The sequence below is a fragment of the Streptomyces sp. NPDC057854 genome (genome assembly GCF_042797055.1).
Taxonomy (GTDB): domain Bacteria; phylum Actinomycetota; class Actinomycetes; order Streptomycetales; family Streptomycetaceae; genus Streptomyces.
Window position 1 is genome coordinate 1 of the sequence record NZ_JBHVMF010000038.1, and the last position, 14328, is coordinate 14328.

Consider the following 14328-nt stretch of genomic DNA (forward strand, 5'->3'; position numbering starts at 1 on the left):
GCAGGCGCCGCTAGCTCAGTTGGTTAGAGCAGCTGACTCTTAATCAGCGGGTCCGGGGTTCGAGTCCCTGGCGGCGCACCGACGGAGAAGGCCCCTCGCGCGAGCGAGGGGCCTTCTCGTTTGCCCGTGCGCAACTACCGTGTGTCGCGGGCCGGTTCCGGAGTGTGCGGATCGAACCGCTCCCCCGGCTTCTCGCCATCGGCGGGACGGGGCGCTACTCGGCGCCCGTCAGGTAGGCCGAGACGACGACGTTCGCGGTGTAGACGCCGCTCGCGCGGTCGAAGGTGCCGCCGCAGGTGATGAGCCGGAGTTCGGCGCGGGCCGGGTCGCGGGGGCCGTAGACGGCCCGGGCGTCGAAGCCGTCGCGCGGGACGACGCGGACGTCGTCGACGGTGAAGACCGCGACGGATCCGTCCGTCCGGGTGACGCGGACGGTCTCGCCGGGCCGGGCGGCGCTGAGCGCGTAGAAGACGGCGGGGCGGCTGTCGGTGTCGACGTGGCCGACGAGGAGCGCGGGCCCGGCGGCGCCGGGCGTCGTGGTGCCGGGGCCGTACCAGCCGACGGTCTGCGGCAGCTCGTACGGCGGCGGGTCGACCGCTCCGGTGGCGTCGAGGCCCCGGGGGACGACGGGGGCGTCGATGCCGAGGGCGGGGATCTGCACGCGGCGGGGTTCCGCCGCGCCGGGTATCGGCGGCCGGGACGGCGGCAGGTCCACGCCGAGCGGGCGGCCGGCCGCCGCGATGTCGCCGTGCGTGGGGGCCGAGCTGCCGCCGGGGCCGTGGACGCTGTCCTGGCCCCACAGCCACAGCCCGAGGAGCAGCACCGCCCAGGCCGTCCCGGTGACCGGGCGGCTCGACGCGGCCACGGCTAGTCCGTGCGCCGGCGGCGGGAGCTCCGGAAGGCCACCGCGACGGCGGCGACGCCGGCCATGCCGAGGCCGAGCAGGGTGTACGGGGTGCCGAGTCCGTCGGGGCTCGCCGTCTGGGCGACGCCGGGCGCGGCGGGGGCGGCGAACGCGGCGGTGCCTCCGCCGCCGGCGCGGACCGGGGCGACCGGCGTCGGGCGCGGGGCCGGCTCCTGGTGGTGCCGGACGGTGAGGGTGCCGACGTCGGGGTGGTCGTGCCCGTCGCAGCTGACGGAGACCTTGTAGGTGCCCTCCTGGAGCCCCGTGCGGACGGTGGCGCCGCCGAAGACGGCGTACGCGCCGCCGTCGCGGCCGGTGAGCTCGGCGTCGGCGACGAACGCCGGGGACTTGGCGGCGCCGGTGGTGCCCTTGCAGCCCTGGACGCGGACGTCGACGTCGGCGCCGGGGGCGGCGGTGGCCGGGGTGACGGTGGCCTGGACGCCGTCGTGGGCGACGGCGGTGCCCGCGGCGGGGGCGAGCACCAGAGCCAGTGCCGCCCCCGCGGCACGCAGAGCGATGGGACCTGAACGCATGGTGACCTCCTGGTACTGGCAGGGTCACCCGTTCCGGCGCTTTCCGCATCCGGAGCGGCGACGCTCCGTGAGCGCTAGACCCGGTCGACCAGGTCCGCGATCGACTTCACGATCGTCGACGGGCGGTACGGAAAGCGGTCGATCTCCGCCTCCGTGGTGAGGCCGGTGAGGACGAGGAAGGTCTGCATGCCCGCCTCCAGGCCCGCGAGGATGTCGGTGTCCATGCGGTCGCCGATCATGGCGCTGGTCTCGGAGTGGGCGCCGATCGCGTTGAGGCCGGTGCGCATCATCAGCGGGTTGGGCTTGCCCGCGAAGTAGGGGTCCTTGCCGGTGGCCTTGGTGATGAGGGCGGCGACGGAGCCGGTGGCGGGCAGCGGGCCCTCCAGGGAGGGGCCGGTCTCGTCGGGGTTGGTGCAGATGAAGCGGGCGCCGTTGTTGATGAGGCGGACCGCCTTCGTCATGGCCTCGAAGGAGTAGGTGCGGGTCTCGCCGAGGACCACGTAGTCCGGGTCGTGGTCGGTGAGGACGTAGCCGATGTCGTGCAGGGCGGTGGTGAGGCCGGCCTCGCCGATCACGTACGCGGTGCCGCCGGGGCGCTGGTCGTCGAGGAACTTCGCGGTGGCGAGCGCCGAGGTCCAGATGTTCTCCACGGGCACGTCGAGGCCCATGCGGAGGAGGCGGGCGTGCAGGTCGCGGGCGGTGTAGATCGAGTTGTTGGTGAGGACCAGGAACGGCTTGCCGGTCTCCCGCAGCTTCCTGATGAACGCGTCGGCGCCGGGGATCGGGACGCCCTCGTGGATGAGGACGCCGTCCATGTCGGTGAGCCAGGATTCGATCGGCTTGCGCTCTGCCATGGGTGCGGGACTCCTGCCGTACGTGACGTGCGTGTGCTGGGGGCGACGCGACAGCGCTGTGGCGACGCCCCCAGCCTAGGTCAGGAAGGCGTGACGGTGACCCCGTCGATCGTCCAGTACCAGTTGTTGGAACCGGTGTAACGGAAGCGGAAGCTGACGTTCGACGCGCCGGCGGGGACGGCGACGGTGAGCGCCTGGGGCTGGGAGATCACGTCGGACGTGTAGCTCTTGACGAGGGTGGGGGTGCCGCCGTTGAAGGAGACGAGGACCTCGGCCGTCTGGGCGCCCTCCTGGCGGTAGAACGTGGTGAAGCCGAGGGTGACGCGGGTGGCGCCGGCGACCGCGTACGCCGGGGTGACCAGGGTGGTGTCGTACACGCCGGAGAAGGACTTGTCCGCCCACTCGTCGGAGTCGGCGACGGCGAAGACGCCCCGGGCGCGGACGTTGAGCTCGCGGGACTGGTCGCGCTGGGCGCGGGACCAGAACTCGTCGGTGGCGAAGGACCAGCCGCGCCACTCGGTCACGCCGCCGGTGCCCATCGCGCTGGTGACGACGGACCAGCCGCTGGGCGGGGTGTGGGTGAAGCCGAGGACGCCGGCGGGGATGCCGGTCTCGTCGACCCGGCCGCCCAGCGAGCCGTACAGGGCGTCGAAGGGGTCGGTGGAGCGCTGCTGGACCGGCTTGCCGTCGAGGCCCCAGGACGGGTCGGGGACGATGCCGAGCTGGTGGAAGACGGTGGCGGCGACGTCGACGAGCCGGGTGTCGATGGGGCGGGCGCCGGCGGCGATGCCGGGGCCCTGGGCGAGGACGAAGGTGCGGCGCTCCTCGATGGCGGAGCCGCCGTGGCCGCCGGCGTCGGTGTGGCCGTGGTCGGTGGTGACGATGACGGTCCACCGCTCGGAGGCGTACGTGGGACGGGCCTGGATCGCGGCGAGGAGGCGGGCGAGGTAGGCGTCCTGGACGTCGATGGCGTCGAGGTACTTCTGGCTGGCGGCGCCGTAGGTGTGGCCGATCTCGTCGGTCTCGCCGAAGTAGACGAAGAGGACGTCCGGGTTCTGGTTGCGGAGGACGTCCTCGGTGAGGTCGGTGATGACCTTGTCGTTGACGGCGTAGTTGTTGTTGTAGACGAGCTTGGCGTCGGCGCCGGGGGTGACGGTGCCGTGGGTGTCCAGCTCGGGCCAGTCGACGGCGGCGAAGAGGGAGAGCTGGGGCCTGACCTGGTGCAGGCGGGCCAGGAAGCCGGGGTACTTCGCGTAGTTCTTGCCGGTGAAGGTGTTGTCCTTCACGCCGTGCTTGTCGGGCCAGACGCCGGTGGAGATCGTCGACCAGCCGGGGCCCGACGAGGTCGCGGCCATCGGGTTGGCGTAGAGCAGGGAGCGGCCGTAGGTGCCGTTCGCCATCAGGGACTTGAGGGTGGGGGCCTTGGCGGCGTCGATCCGGTCGTACCGCAGGCCGTCCATGCCGACGACGAGGACCTTGTCGAGGCTGGTGCCGTTCGGCAGCGTCGGGGCCGCCGCGTGGGCGGCGGGGGCGGTCGCGAGGCCGGTGGCGGCGAGGGCGGTGCCGGCGGCGCCTGCGGCGAGCACGGTGCGGCGGGAGATGCCGGGGATCGGCATGTCGGTGTCCTCCACGAGAGGGGGAAGAGGTGGATGCGCATGCCAACGCCCCCGATCGCTCGGGGGCGTTGGTCCGTACCCGTTATCTTTCCGCTATCTGCGGAGGGGGTCGAGGGGACGTGCGGTGAACTCTCAGCTTCCGGTCGCGGACTTCCACGCGTCGACGTAGGACGACAGGTTCTTGTCGATGTCGGCCCAGTCCGGCTCGAAGATCTCGACGCCCTCGATCAGCCGGGCGAGTTCGATCGCGTTGGCGTCGGTGGCCTTGATGTCCTTGCGGGCCGGGAAGCCGCCGCCGACGGCGCTGACCTCGCGCTGCGCGCCCTCGCTCAGCATGAAGTCGAGGAGCTTCTTGCCGTTCTCGGTGTGCGGGGCCTTGTCGACGAGGCCGGCCGCGTAGGGCAGCGCGAAGGTGGTGGGCTTGCCGCCCTCCTTCGCCGGGAACCAGATGGCGAGGTTCGGCATGGACTTGGCCTGGGCGAAGTTCATCTGCACGTCGCCGTTGGCGACGAGGAGTTCGCCCTTGTCGACCTTGGGGGCGAGCTTGGAGGTGGAGGACGACGGGCCGACGTTGTTGGCCTGGAGCTTCTTCAGGTACTCCATGGCGGGCGCCTGGCCGCCGAAGTCGTGCATGGCCTTGATGAGGACGGCGGTGCCGTCGCCGGCGACGCCGGGGGTGGAGTACTGGAGCCTGTCCTTGAACTTCCCGTCGAGCAGCGCCTCCCAGGTGCCGGGGGCCTCGGGCAGCTCCTTCTTGTTGTGGATGAAGCCGAAGTAGTTGTTCACGACGGAGGTCCAGGAGCCGTCGGCGGCCTTGTCGGCGCCGTCGACCTGCTCGGCGCCCTTCGGCGTGTACTTCTGGAGGAGGCCCTTGGAGCCGGCCTGCTGGATGAAGGGCGGCAGCGTGACGATCACGTCGGCCTGCGTGTTGGACTTCTCGCGGAGGGCCCGCTGGACCATCTCCCCGGAGCCGCCCTCCACGTACTTCACCTTGATGCCGGTCTCCTTCTCGAAGTCGGCGAAGACCTTGTCGTACCAGCCGTCGCCCTTCTCGCCCTTGAGGCCGTCGGCGCTGTAGACGGTGACGACCTTCTCGTCGGAGGCGGCGGAGGAGCCGCCGCAGGCGGTGAGGGAGGCGGCGAGGGCGAGGGCCCCGGTGACGGCGGCGACCGGCTTGGCGTGCGTAAGCATGACGTCGTTCTTCTCCTGGCGTGCGGGGTCAGCGGTAGGACGCTCGGTTGCGGATGCGGGAGACGGCGAGCAGGACCAGCAGGGTCGTGGCCATGAGGACCACGGCCAGCGCCGATCCGGTGAACAGGGACCCGCGGTCGGTGGCGGTGAACACCAGCACCGGCAGCGGCATCCAGTCCGGCGGGTAGAGCATCATCGTGGCGCTCAGCTCCCCCATGGACAGGGCGAAGCAGAGCCCGGCGGCGGCGCTCAGCGAGGGCAGCAGCAGCGGCAGCTTGACCCGGAACAGGACGTACGCGGGGCGGGCGCCGAGTCCGGCCGCCGCCTGCTCGTACATCGGGTCGAGGCGGCGGATCGCCGCCGAGACCGACTGGTGGGCGAAGGCCGTGACCAGCACCGTGTGGGCGAGGATCACGATCCAGCGGGTGCCGTTGAGGAGCAGCGGCGGCCGGGAGAAGGCCACCAGGACGGCGAGGCCGACGACCACCGACGGCACGGCGAGCGGCAGCACGAACAGCGCGTCGAGGACCCGTCGGCCCCGGCCGCGCAGGGACGCGGCGGCGAGCGCGGCCCAGGTGCCGAGGGTGAGCGCGAGGAGGCTCGCGGCGGCGGCGGTGACGAGGCTGGTCGTCAGGGCCCGCAGCGACTCGCCGCGGACGGCCGCCGCGTAGTGCTCGGTCGTCGGGCCGGAGGGGAAGGCGCCGGACCAGTGGGTGGAGAAGGACGCGGCGGCGATGACGAGGAGCGGGACGGCGAAGAGCGGCACGAAGAGGACCGCGAAGACCAGCCAGGACGCCCACCGTCCGGTACGGCTATGCACCAGCACGCTTGCTCACCACCCGGTAGACGGCGTAGAGGCCGACGGAGATCGCGACGTTGACGACGGCGACCACGCAGGCGGCGGCGTAGTCGGATTCGAGGATGGCCTTGGAGTAGACGAGCATCGGGAGGGTGGTGACGCCCTTGGCGCCGGTGAAGAGCACGATCCCGAACTCGTTGAGGCACATGACGAGGACGAGGCTGCCGCCGGCGGCGAGCGCGGGCAGCGCCTCCGGGAGGATCACCTTCCGCACGATCCGCGCGGGCCGGGCGCCGAGCGAGGACGCCACCTCCAGCTGGGCGGTGTCCAGCTGGGAGAAGGCGGCGAGCAGCGGGCGCATCACGAACGGCGTGAAGTACGTGATCTCGGCGAGGAGCACGCCCCACGGGGTGGTGAGGAAGTGGAAGGGCCCCTCGGCGGCGCCGGTCACGCCGGTCCACAGGCCGTTGGCCATGCCGACCGTGCCGTACACGAAGAGCAGGGCGAGGGTGATGAGGAAGGAGGGGAAGGAGAGGAAGACGTCGATGAAGCGGGAGACCGCCTTCGCGCCGGGGAAGGGCACGAACGCGACGATCAGCGCGAGGACGAAGCCGAGGACGAGACAGCCGACGGTGGCGCCGACCGCCAGCCACACGGTGGTGACCAGCGCGTCCCGGAACGACGCGGAGGCGAACACGTCGGCGTACGCGCCGGGCGCCAGCGACTCCTGGACGACGAGCCCCAGCGGGTAGAGGAAGACGAGCCCGAGGACGGCGACGGGCGGCAGCGCCCACACCCAGGCGGGGACGGTACGGCTCCGGGCCGGGCGGTCCGCCCCGACGACGGGCGGCGCGGCGGCCTGGGCGCTAGCCATCGTTCACCCCCGCCGCGAGCAGCACCGCGTCCTCGGGCGCGAAGTGCAGGGTGATCTCCTGGCCCAGCGGCGGCGTGTCCCGCAGCTCCCGCACGTCCGCCTTGACCCGGTGCCCGCCGACGTCCACGTACAGCCGGTGGGTGGCGCCGCGCCACTGGACCTCGGCGATCCGGCCGCGCAGGGCGTTGGGGCCGTCGCCGACGCCGATGAGGTGCGGGCGGACGCAGAGGGTGGCGGCGGCGCCGGGCGCCGCGTCGCCGGCCGGGACCTTCAGCGCGGTGCCGGCGAAGTCGACGCCGTCGGCGCCGACCCGCACCGGCAGCAGGTTGGCGTTGCCGACGAAGGAGGCGGTGAACTCGGTGCGGGGCCGCCGGTACAGCTCCTGCGGGGTGCCGCAGTCCTGGAGCCGGGCCTTGTCCATGACGGCGATCCGGTCGGCGAGGGTCAGCGCCTCGACCTGGTCGTGGGTGACGTACAGGACGGAGACGTCGGGGAGTTCGCGGTGGAGCCGGGCCAGTTCGGCGAGCATCCCGGAGCGGAGCTGCGCGTCGAGCGCGGACAGCGGCTCGTCGAGCAGCAGGACGTCGGGGCGGATGGCGAGGGCGCGGGCGATGGCGACCCGCTGCTGCTGGCCGCCGGACAGCTCGCGCGGGTGGCGCTCGGCGTAGGCGCCCATCCCGGTCATCTCCAGGGCCTCGGCGACCCGGGCGGGGATCTCCGCCTTCAGGTGCTTGCGCGCCTTCAGCCCGAAGGCCACGTTCTCGTCCACGCGCAGGTGCGGGAAGAGCGCGTACTGCTGGACGACCATGCCGATGCCCCGCTGGTACGGCGGGAGGTCGGTGACGTCCCGGTCGCCGATCCACACCCGGCCCGCGGAGGGCCGGACGAAGCCGGCGACCGCGCGCAGGGCGGTGGTCTTGCCGGAGCCGGACGGCCCGAGAAGGGCCATCACCTCGCCGGGCTCCACGGTGAGGGTGAGCCCGTCGAGGACCGTGGTGGCGCCGTACGCGACGGAGACGCCGTCGAAGCGGATGCCGCTGGTCACGACGCGTACTCCCGTATCACGTCGGGGAGTTCGGCGACGGAGCCGAGGACGTGGGTGGCGCCGTGCGCGGTGAGCGCGGCCTTGCCGTGGGCGCCGGTGAGGACGCCGGCGACGATCCCGGCGCCGGCCCGGACGCCGCTGAGCATGTCGTACGAGGTGTCGCCCGCGACGACCGTCTGCCGGACGTCGGCGACGGCGCCGGTGCGGAGGAACGCGGTGAGGACCATGTCCGGGTACGGGCGGCCCCGGCCGCCGGCGTCGGCCGGGCAGAGCGTGAGGTCGGCGAGGTCCCGCCAGCCGAGCGCGTCCAGGATGGCGTCCTGGGTGACGCGGGCGAAGCCGGTGGTGAGGACAACGGTACGGCCCTGCTCGCGGAGCGCGCCGATCGTCTCGGCGGCGCCGGGGACCGGGGCGATCAGGCCCTCCGAGACCAGCGCGCCGTACGCCTCCTCGAAGGCGAGGTTGGCCTGCCGGGCGCGGTCCTCGTCGCCGCCGAGCAGGTGCCGGAAGACGGAGATCTTGGACTCGCCCATGGTGGCGCGGACGTGGTCGATCATCGTGGCCGGGTCCTCACCGAGGCGTTCGGCGGCGGCCGTGAAGGCCCGCTCGACGAGGCCGTCGTCGGCGACGGTGGTGCCGGCCATGTCGAGGACGATCAGGTTCTGCTGCTTGTCGGTCATCTGCTTCACCAGCCCAGTTCGTTCGCGGTCGTCTCGGCGATGGCGGGCGAGCACGTCATGCCCCGGCCGCCGGGTCCGGTCACGAGCCAGACCCCGTCCCGCACCCGCTGCCGGTGCACGACCCGGGTGGTGTCCACGCACTGCGCGTACACGCCGGCCCAGCGGCGGCGGATCGCCGGCAGCGGGCGGCCGAGGAGCGACTCGACGACCCGGACCAGGTGCTCGTAGGGGTCCTCGACGGTGTCGAAGGCGAAGGGGTGCTCGTACTCGTGGGTGTCGCCGATGGTCAGCCCGCCGTCGAGGCGCTGCACCATGAGCAGCTGCATCCTGTGGGCGGCGGCGGTCGGGTCCTGCGCCTGGCCGGCGTTGAGCGCGTCGAGCGCCCCGGAGGCGTAGGCCGGGTAGTAGCGGAAGGAGTCGGCGTCCGCGACGGAGGTGGTCAGCGGCTCGCCGAGCGGCGCGGTCTGCATCATCTGGAGGCGGACCCGGCGGACCGGGATCGCCCCGGCGACCTCGCGGACCAGGCCGGAGAGCCAGGCGCCGGTGCACAGGACGACGGCGTCGCCGCTGTGCAGGTCGCCGTGGTCGTCGCGGACGGCGTGCTCGCCGACGACCTCGCGGACCTCGCGGTTCGGGAGGAAGGTGTAGCGGCCGGTGGCGAGCAGCGCCTCGCGGAGGGCGAGCTGCGCGGTGCGCGGCTCGACGGCGGCGTCCCGCTCGCACCACAGGGCGGCGTCGAAGGCGCCGCGCAGGGCCGGGTTGACCGCCCGGGCCTCCTCGGGGGTGAGCAGCTTGTAGCCGCGGGCGGCGGCGTCGTCGCGGGCGACGGCCGCCTCGGCGACGGCCAGCTCCAGCGCGCCCCGGACGGGGGTCAGGGAGCCGTTCGCACGGAAGCCGAGGCGGGGGACGCGGGCGCCGATGCCCTCCCAGAGCTCGCGGGCGCGCAGGGCGGTGTCGAGTTCCTCGCCGCCCGCGCGTCCGCTGACCCAGATCTGGCCGAAGTTCCTCAGGGAGGCTCCGCGCGCCTCGGCCTCGCGCTCGATGTGTACGACCTCGTGGCCGCGTTCCACTGCCTGCCAGGCGTGCATGGTGCCCACCACGCCGGCTCCTACGACGATCACCTTCATGCCGTCCACGGTCGGGGCGGCGGGTGTCCCGGGCCGGTCGTGCGGACGACGGGACGGTGAACGGCCCGACAAGCTTGGCCTAGACCCGTTATCTTCCCGTGATCTGACGGGGGATGGACACCGGGCCGTTCCCGGTCAGTCCTGACGGCCGAGGTGGGTGGTGAAGCTGAACCGGTCACCCCGGTAGAGGGTGCGGACCCGCTCCAGCGGCCGGCCGTCCTCGTCGCGGGAGAGCCGGTGCAGCAGCAGCATCGGGAGAGCCGGCGGGGTGCCGATGAGCAGCGCCTCCCGAGGGGTGGCGAGCACGGTCTCGATCCGCTCGTCGGCGTCGCCGAAGGTGATGCCGAGCCGGTCGCGGAGGTAGCCGTAGAAGGACGAGTCGGGGTCGAAGTCCGTGTCCAGGCGCGGGACCCGGGCCTCGGAGACGTACGTGCTCTCCAGGCCCACCCGCTCGTCGTCGGCGAGCAGCACCCGCTCCATGTGCCAGACGGGCGCGCCGGGCGCCACCCCGACCTCGGGGGCGAGCGCGTCGGGGCAGGGGAAGCGGTCGAGGGAGACGATGCTGCGGCCGGGGCGGCGTCCCTGGCGGCGGACGCCCTCGGTGTAGCTCGCGAGCGACAGCGGCTGTTCGAGCTTGGGCCCGGCGACGACCGTGCCGCGCCCCTGGCGGCGCAGCCGTCCTTCCAGGAGAAGTTCGCGCAGGGCCTGCCGGACGGTCTCCCGGGACACCTCGTAGCGGACGGCGAGGTCGCGCTCGGTGGGCAGCGCGCCGCCCTCTCCCAACTCGTCGACGAGCACGGCGAGTCGGGCCTTCACGGCGTAGTACTTGGGCACCCGGCCGTGCTCCGGGACGCCGGAACGGACGGGCGCGCCGGGGACGCCGGGGCTGCTCGGGGCGTGGTGCTGGTTCATCCGGGGATCGTCGCAGACGGGGGTGAACGGGAGGGTGTACGGCGGGTGTCCCGCGGGTTCGGGGCCGGGAGCCGGGGAGGGAGATCTCCGCCGGTTCAGGGGCGGGGGCGGCGGGCGGCGCGGGTGAGGAGGGCGCCGGCGAGGGCGAGGGCCGCCGCCCAGGGAGCCAACCGGACGGCGTCCTCCGGTCCCGTGTGGGCGAGTTCGGGGCGGGGGCGGGGGGCGGCGGTGTCGGTACGGGGCGGGGCGGTGCCGTCGGGCGCGGGGGTGGCGGCGGGCGCGGACGGGGGCGCCGTCCCGGTGGGAGTCGGGCTCGGCGTCGAGGTCGGGGTCGGGGTCGAGTGCGCGTTCGGGTCCGGGGTCGGTTCCGGGGCCGGGGAGGTGGTGCCGGGGGGCGTCGGTTCGGCGGGGGCGGACGGGTCGGGCGGTCCGATCGTGAGGCGGTAGTCGCCGGAGCGGCCCACCCAGTCGCCGTCGGCGCCCCGGCGCTGGACGAGCGCCGCGTTCACGACGACCTCGTCCGGCACGGCGTCGGCCCGGAACGCCAGCCGGACCGGCACGGTGACGGCCCGCCGGGCGGGCACGGTGAACCCGTCGAACCCGGTGAACGCGCCGACGCTCTCCGCCTCCTCGGTCGCCTCGAACGCGACCGCCCGCCACCGCCCGGCCTCCCCGTCGTAGAACTCCAGCCGGATCTGCTCGGGCCGCAGCACCCGCTCCTCGTCGGCCAGGACCAGCACCGGATGCACCCCCGTGCAGGGGCTGCCGGTGGTGTTCCGCACCTCCAGCTCCCAGGACCGGAAGGCACCCCCGGCAGGGTAGTCGGCGGGCCCGCCGCTGATCCGCGTGTCGAGCGGGAACCGGGTCCCGGCCGCGCCGCCGCACGCGGGGGCGGGCGCGGGCGCGGCCGACGCGGCGGCGGGCGGCAGCGTGAACGTCAGGGCGGCGGCCGCGGCGGCGAGGGCGAGGGCGGGGGCGCTGCGCAGGGGCCGGGGGGCGGGTGCCATGGGCGGGTGCCTTTGCTGCTCGCGGACGTACGGATCGCCCGCGACGCTGCCACAGCGCCCGCGCCACGACCGGCGCCGACACCCGCGGGGCCCCCGCCCGGCCCGCCGAATCCGCCCGATCAGCCTATGGTCCGACCGTCCGCTCTTCCGATGAACCGACGGTTCCGGGGGTGACCTCCGGCGGTCGCGGCGCCAGGCCGAAGACCGGGGCCAGGACCAGCTGGGCCGCGCCCAGCGCCACGGCGTGCGGGACGTCCGCCACCTCGACCGGCGTCGGCAGGCCCAGGCCGGCCAGCACGGCCGCCACCCCCGCCGCGTAGACCCCGGGCGCCGCGAGGACCACCCGGCCGCCGAGCAGGACCCGGTCGATGTCGAGGAGCCGCACCAGGTTCGCCGCGCCGGTGCCGAGGATCCGCGCCGCCTCGGCCGGCTCCTCCCGGGCCACCGCCGCGAGGCACAGCACCTCCAGGCAGCCGCGCCCGCCGCAGCCGCAGGGCGGCCCGTCGAGCTGGACCGTCTGGTGGCCGAGCTCGCCCGCCCCCGTCCGTTCGCCGCGCAGCGGGACGCCGTCGACGACGAGCCCCGCGCCCAGCCCCGTACCGAGGTGGACGTAGGCGAACGAGCGGGGGGCGCCGGGGCGGACGGCGAGGCCGAGGGCGGCGGCGTTGGTGTCCTTGTCGAGCGTGACGGGCAGCCCGAGGCGCGCGGCCAGTTCGTCCCGCACCGGGAACCCGTCCCACACCGGCGCCCCCGTCACCCGTCCCGGGACGCCCCGCCGGTGGGCCAGCGGCCCGGGCATGGCGAGCCCGACACCGAGCACGGGGGCGGGGCCCGTGCCCGGGCCGGCGGCCGGCGCCGGCAGCGCCCGTACCTCCTCCGCCAGGGCCGCGAGGACGGGTTCCGGGCCGGCGGCCAGGGTGAGGGGGTGGTGGCGGACGGCCACGGCGGTGCCGGTGAGGTCGGTGAGGGCGAGGGTCAGGCCGTCGCGGTCGAGGTGGGCGCCGACGGCGTACGCGGCGGCGGGGACGAGCCGCAGGACGGTACGGGGCTTGCCGCCGGTCGAGGCGCGGTGGCCGGCCTCCGCCGCCAGGCCCTCGGCGCGCAGCCGGGCGGTGATCTTGCTGACGGCCTGCGGGGTGAGGCCGGTGCGGGCGGCGAGTTCCAGACGGCTGATGCCGTCCTCCCCCGCCGTGCGCAGCAGGTCGAGCACGAGCGCCGCGTTGTGGCCGCGCAGCGCCGACAGGTTGGCGCCGCCGCCGGGGTCCCTCGTCATCACCGTCACCGGCCCATTCTGCCCCCTGCTTGCACTTCGGCAACAGCGTTGCTTAAGTGGCGTCCATGACGCCCCTCGCCACCCCCGCCCCCCTCCGCGTCGGTCTCGTCGGCTACGGCCTCGCGGGCTCGGTCTTCCACGCCCCGCTGATCGCCGCCTCCCCCGACCTGACGCTCGCCGCCGTCACCACCGGGAACCCGGAGCGCGCCGCCGAGGCGCGGGCCGCCCACCCGGGCGTCCAGGTGCTCGCCCGGCCCGAGGACCTGTGGGCCGACGGCGGCCCGGAGCTCGACCTGGTCGTCGTCGCCTCCCCCAACAAGACCCATGTGCCGATCGCCGGGGCCGCCCTGAAGGCGGGCCTGCCGGTCGTCGTCGACAAGCCGCTCGCCGCGACCGCCGCCGAGGCGCGCGCGCTCGCGGAGCTGGCCGAGGAGCGCGGGCTGCTGCTGTCCGTCTTCCAGAACCGGCGCTGGGACAGCGACTTCCTCACCCTCCGCCGCCTCCTCGACGCCGGCGAACTGGGCGAGGTCCAGCGCTTCGAGTCCCGGTTCGAGCGGTGGCGCCCGCGCCCGAAGGGCGGCTGGCGCGAGTCCGGCGCCCCGGAGGAGATCGGCGGGCTGCTGTACGACCTCGGCAGCCACGTCGTCGACCAGGCGCTGGTCCTCTTCGGCCCGGCCGTCACCGTCTACGCCGAGTCGGACGTGCGCCGCCCGGGCGCGGAGGCCGACGACGACACGTTCGTCGCCGTCACCCACGCGAACGGCGTCCGCTCCCACCTGTACGTGAGCTCCACCGCCGCCCAGCTCGGCCCCCGGTTCCGGGTGCTCGGACAGCGCGCCGGCTTCGTGACGTACGGGCTCGACCCGCAGGAGGCGGCGCTCCGCGAGGGGCTGCGGCCGGCCCCCGGCACGGCCTGGGGCGAGGAGCCCGAGGCGCTGTGGGGCCGGCTCGGCGCCGGGGAGTCCCCGGTGACCGGCGGCGGGACCCCGGTGCCGTCGGTGCCGGGGGACTATCCGGCGTACTACGCGGCCGTCGCCGCCGCCGTGCGCGGCACCGGCCCGAACCCGGTCACCGCGCTGGAGGCCGCCGCCGCGCTGGACGTGCTGGAAGCGGCGCGGCGGTCGGCCCGCGAGGGCGTCACGGTCACGCTGCCCCGCGCGAGCGCCGGCGGCTGACGGCGACGAGCGCGCCGCCGCCGAGCGCGAGGCCGGCGGCCGTCAGACCCATGACGACCCTGCCGGTGCCGGCGCCGGTCTCGGGCAGCTCGCCCCCGCCGCCGGGACCGCCGCCGTGGTGGCCGCCGGTGTCGTCGCCGTAACCGCCGTCGGTGCCGCCCGAGTCGGTGCCACCCGAGTCCGTGCCGCCGGTGTCGGTGCCGCCGTCGGCGGAGTCGGTCGGGCTGGGGGTGGGCTCCGTGGGGGTGGGCTCGGTGGGAGTCGGCTCCGTGGGAGTCGGCTCCGTGGGAGTCGGCTCCGTGGGAGTGGGCTCCGTGGGGGTCGGGGTGGTGTCGGTC

14 protein-coding genes, 1 tRNA gene and 1 pseudogene are annotated in these 14328 nt (G+C 74.7%); 2 read left to right on the plus strand and 14 right to left on the minus strand.

The window, feature by feature from the left end:
• Positions 1 to 4 precede the first annotated feature (4 nt).
• A tRNA-Lys gene (locus ACFVQZ_RS34840) sits at positions 5 to 78 on the plus strand.
• A gap of 136 nt (positions 79 to 214) precedes the next feature.
• Here ACFVQZ_RS34840 and ACFVQZ_RS34845 read toward each other — a convergent pair.
• The 13 genes from ACFVQZ_RS34845 to ACFVQZ_RS34905 all read right to left on the minus strand — a co-directional run bounded on the left by ACFVQZ_RS34845 (position 215) and on the right by ACFVQZ_RS34905 (position 12815).
• Positions 215 to 865 carry a class F sortase gene (locus ACFVQZ_RS34845; RefSeq protein WP_030498643.1) on the minus strand — a complete coding sequence of 217 codons (651 nt, stop codon included), beginning with the start codon at positions 863 to 865 and terminating at the stop codon, positions 215 to 217.
• A 2-nt stretch (positions 866 to 867) separates the two neighbouring features.
• Positions 868 to 1437: a hypothetical protein gene (locus ACFVQZ_RS34850; protein ID WP_030498642.1), complete on the minus strand. Its 570-nt coding sequence runs from the start codon at positions 1435 to 1437 to the stop codon at positions 868 to 870.
• Between the two features lie 74 nt (positions 1438 to 1511).
• Positions 1512 to 2291 (minus strand): HAD-IIA family hydrolase, encoded by a 780-nt coding sequence (locus tag ACFVQZ_RS34855; protein ID WP_030498641.1) that lies wholly within the window; start codon positions 2289 to 2291, stop codon positions 1512 to 1514.
• 80 nt (positions 2292 to 2371) lie between these two features.
• Positions 2372 to 3907 (minus strand): alkaline phosphatase family protein, encoded by a 1536-nt coding sequence (locus ACFVQZ_RS34860; protein WP_383628846.1) that lies wholly within the window; start codon positions 3905 to 3907, stop codon positions 2372 to 2374.
• 132 nt (positions 3908 to 4039) lie between these two features.
• On the minus strand, positions 4040 to 5098 hold the full coding sequence (locus ACFVQZ_RS34865; RefSeq protein ID WP_383628848.1) for a 2-aminoethylphosphonate ABC transporter substrate-binding protein: 1059 nt from the start codon (positions 5096 to 5098) through the stop codon (positions 4040 to 4042).
• A 28-nt stretch (positions 5099 to 5126) separates the two neighbouring features.
• Positions 5127 to 5924, minus strand: a complete 798-nt coding sequence (locus ACFVQZ_RS34870) for an ABC transporter permease subunit (protein WP_030498638.1) — start codon at positions 5922 to 5924, stop codon at positions 5127 to 5129.
• Positions 5911 to 6771, minus strand: coding sequence for a 2-aminoethylphosphonate ABC transporter permease subunit (locus ACFVQZ_RS34875; RefSeq protein ID WP_383628851.1), 861 nt, complete (start codon positions 6769 to 6771; stop codon positions 5911 to 5913). Before ACFVQZ_RS34875 ends, ACFVQZ_RS34870 begins: the two co-directional genes overlap by 14 nt.
• Positions 6764 to 7816 carry an ABC transporter ATP-binding protein gene (locus ACFVQZ_RS34880; protein WP_383628853.1) on the minus strand — a complete coding sequence of 351 codons (1053 nt, stop codon included), beginning with the start codon at positions 7814 to 7816 and terminating at the stop codon, positions 6764 to 6766. The genes ACFVQZ_RS34875 and ACFVQZ_RS34880 overlap by 8 nt, the downstream gene beginning before the upstream one ends.
• Positions 7813 to 8496, minus strand: coding sequence for a phosphonatase-like hydrolase (locus ACFVQZ_RS34885; RefSeq protein WP_383628906.1), 684 nt, complete (start codon positions 8494 to 8496; stop codon positions 7813 to 7815). The genes ACFVQZ_RS34880 and ACFVQZ_RS34885 overlap by 4 nt, the downstream gene beginning before the upstream one ends.
• 5 nt (positions 8497 to 8501) lie before the next feature.
• Positions 8502 to 9623 carry a TIGR03364 family FAD-dependent oxidoreductase gene (locus tag ACFVQZ_RS34890; RefSeq protein ID WP_383628855.1) on the minus strand — a complete coding sequence of 374 codons (1122 nt, stop codon included), beginning with the start codon at positions 9621 to 9623 and terminating at the stop codon, positions 8502 to 8504.
• A 135-nt stretch (positions 9624 to 9758) separates the two neighbouring features.
• On the minus strand, positions 9759 to 10535 hold the full coding sequence (locus ACFVQZ_RS34895; RefSeq protein WP_036416923.1) for a GntR family transcriptional regulator: 777 nt from the start codon (positions 10533 to 10535) through the stop codon (positions 9759 to 9761).
• Between the two features lie 95 nt (positions 10536 to 10630).
• The gene (locus ACFVQZ_RS34900; protein WP_383628857.1) at positions 10631 to 11542 is read right to left on the minus strand and encodes a hypothetical protein; all 912 of its coding nucleotides are present in this window, start codon (positions 11540 to 11542) and stop codon (positions 10631 to 10633) included.
• A gap of 124 nt (positions 11543 to 11666) precedes the next feature.
• The gene (locus ACFVQZ_RS34905) at positions 11667 to 12815 is read right to left on the minus strand and encodes an ROK family transcriptional regulator (protein ID WP_081959738.1); all 1149 of its coding nucleotides are present in this window, start codon (positions 12813 to 12815) and stop codon (positions 11667 to 11669) included.
• Positions 12816 to 12880: 65 nt separating this feature from the next.
• Here ACFVQZ_RS34905 and ACFVQZ_RS34910 point away from each other — a divergent pair, with 65 nt between their 5' ends.
• A complete protein-coding gene (locus ACFVQZ_RS34910; protein WP_383628859.1) occupies positions 12881 to 13990 on the plus strand; it encodes a Gfo/Idh/MocA family oxidoreductase in 1110 nt (369 codons plus the stop codon).
• On the opposite strand, the pseudogene ACFVQZ_RS34915 reads toward ACFVQZ_RS34910, so the two are convergent.
• Positions 13959 to 14328, minus strand: a pseudogene (locus ACFVQZ_RS34915) (hypothetical protein); the annotation flags it as partial. The gene ACFVQZ_RS34910 and the pseudogene ACFVQZ_RS34915 sit on opposite strands and share 32 nt — an antisense overlap.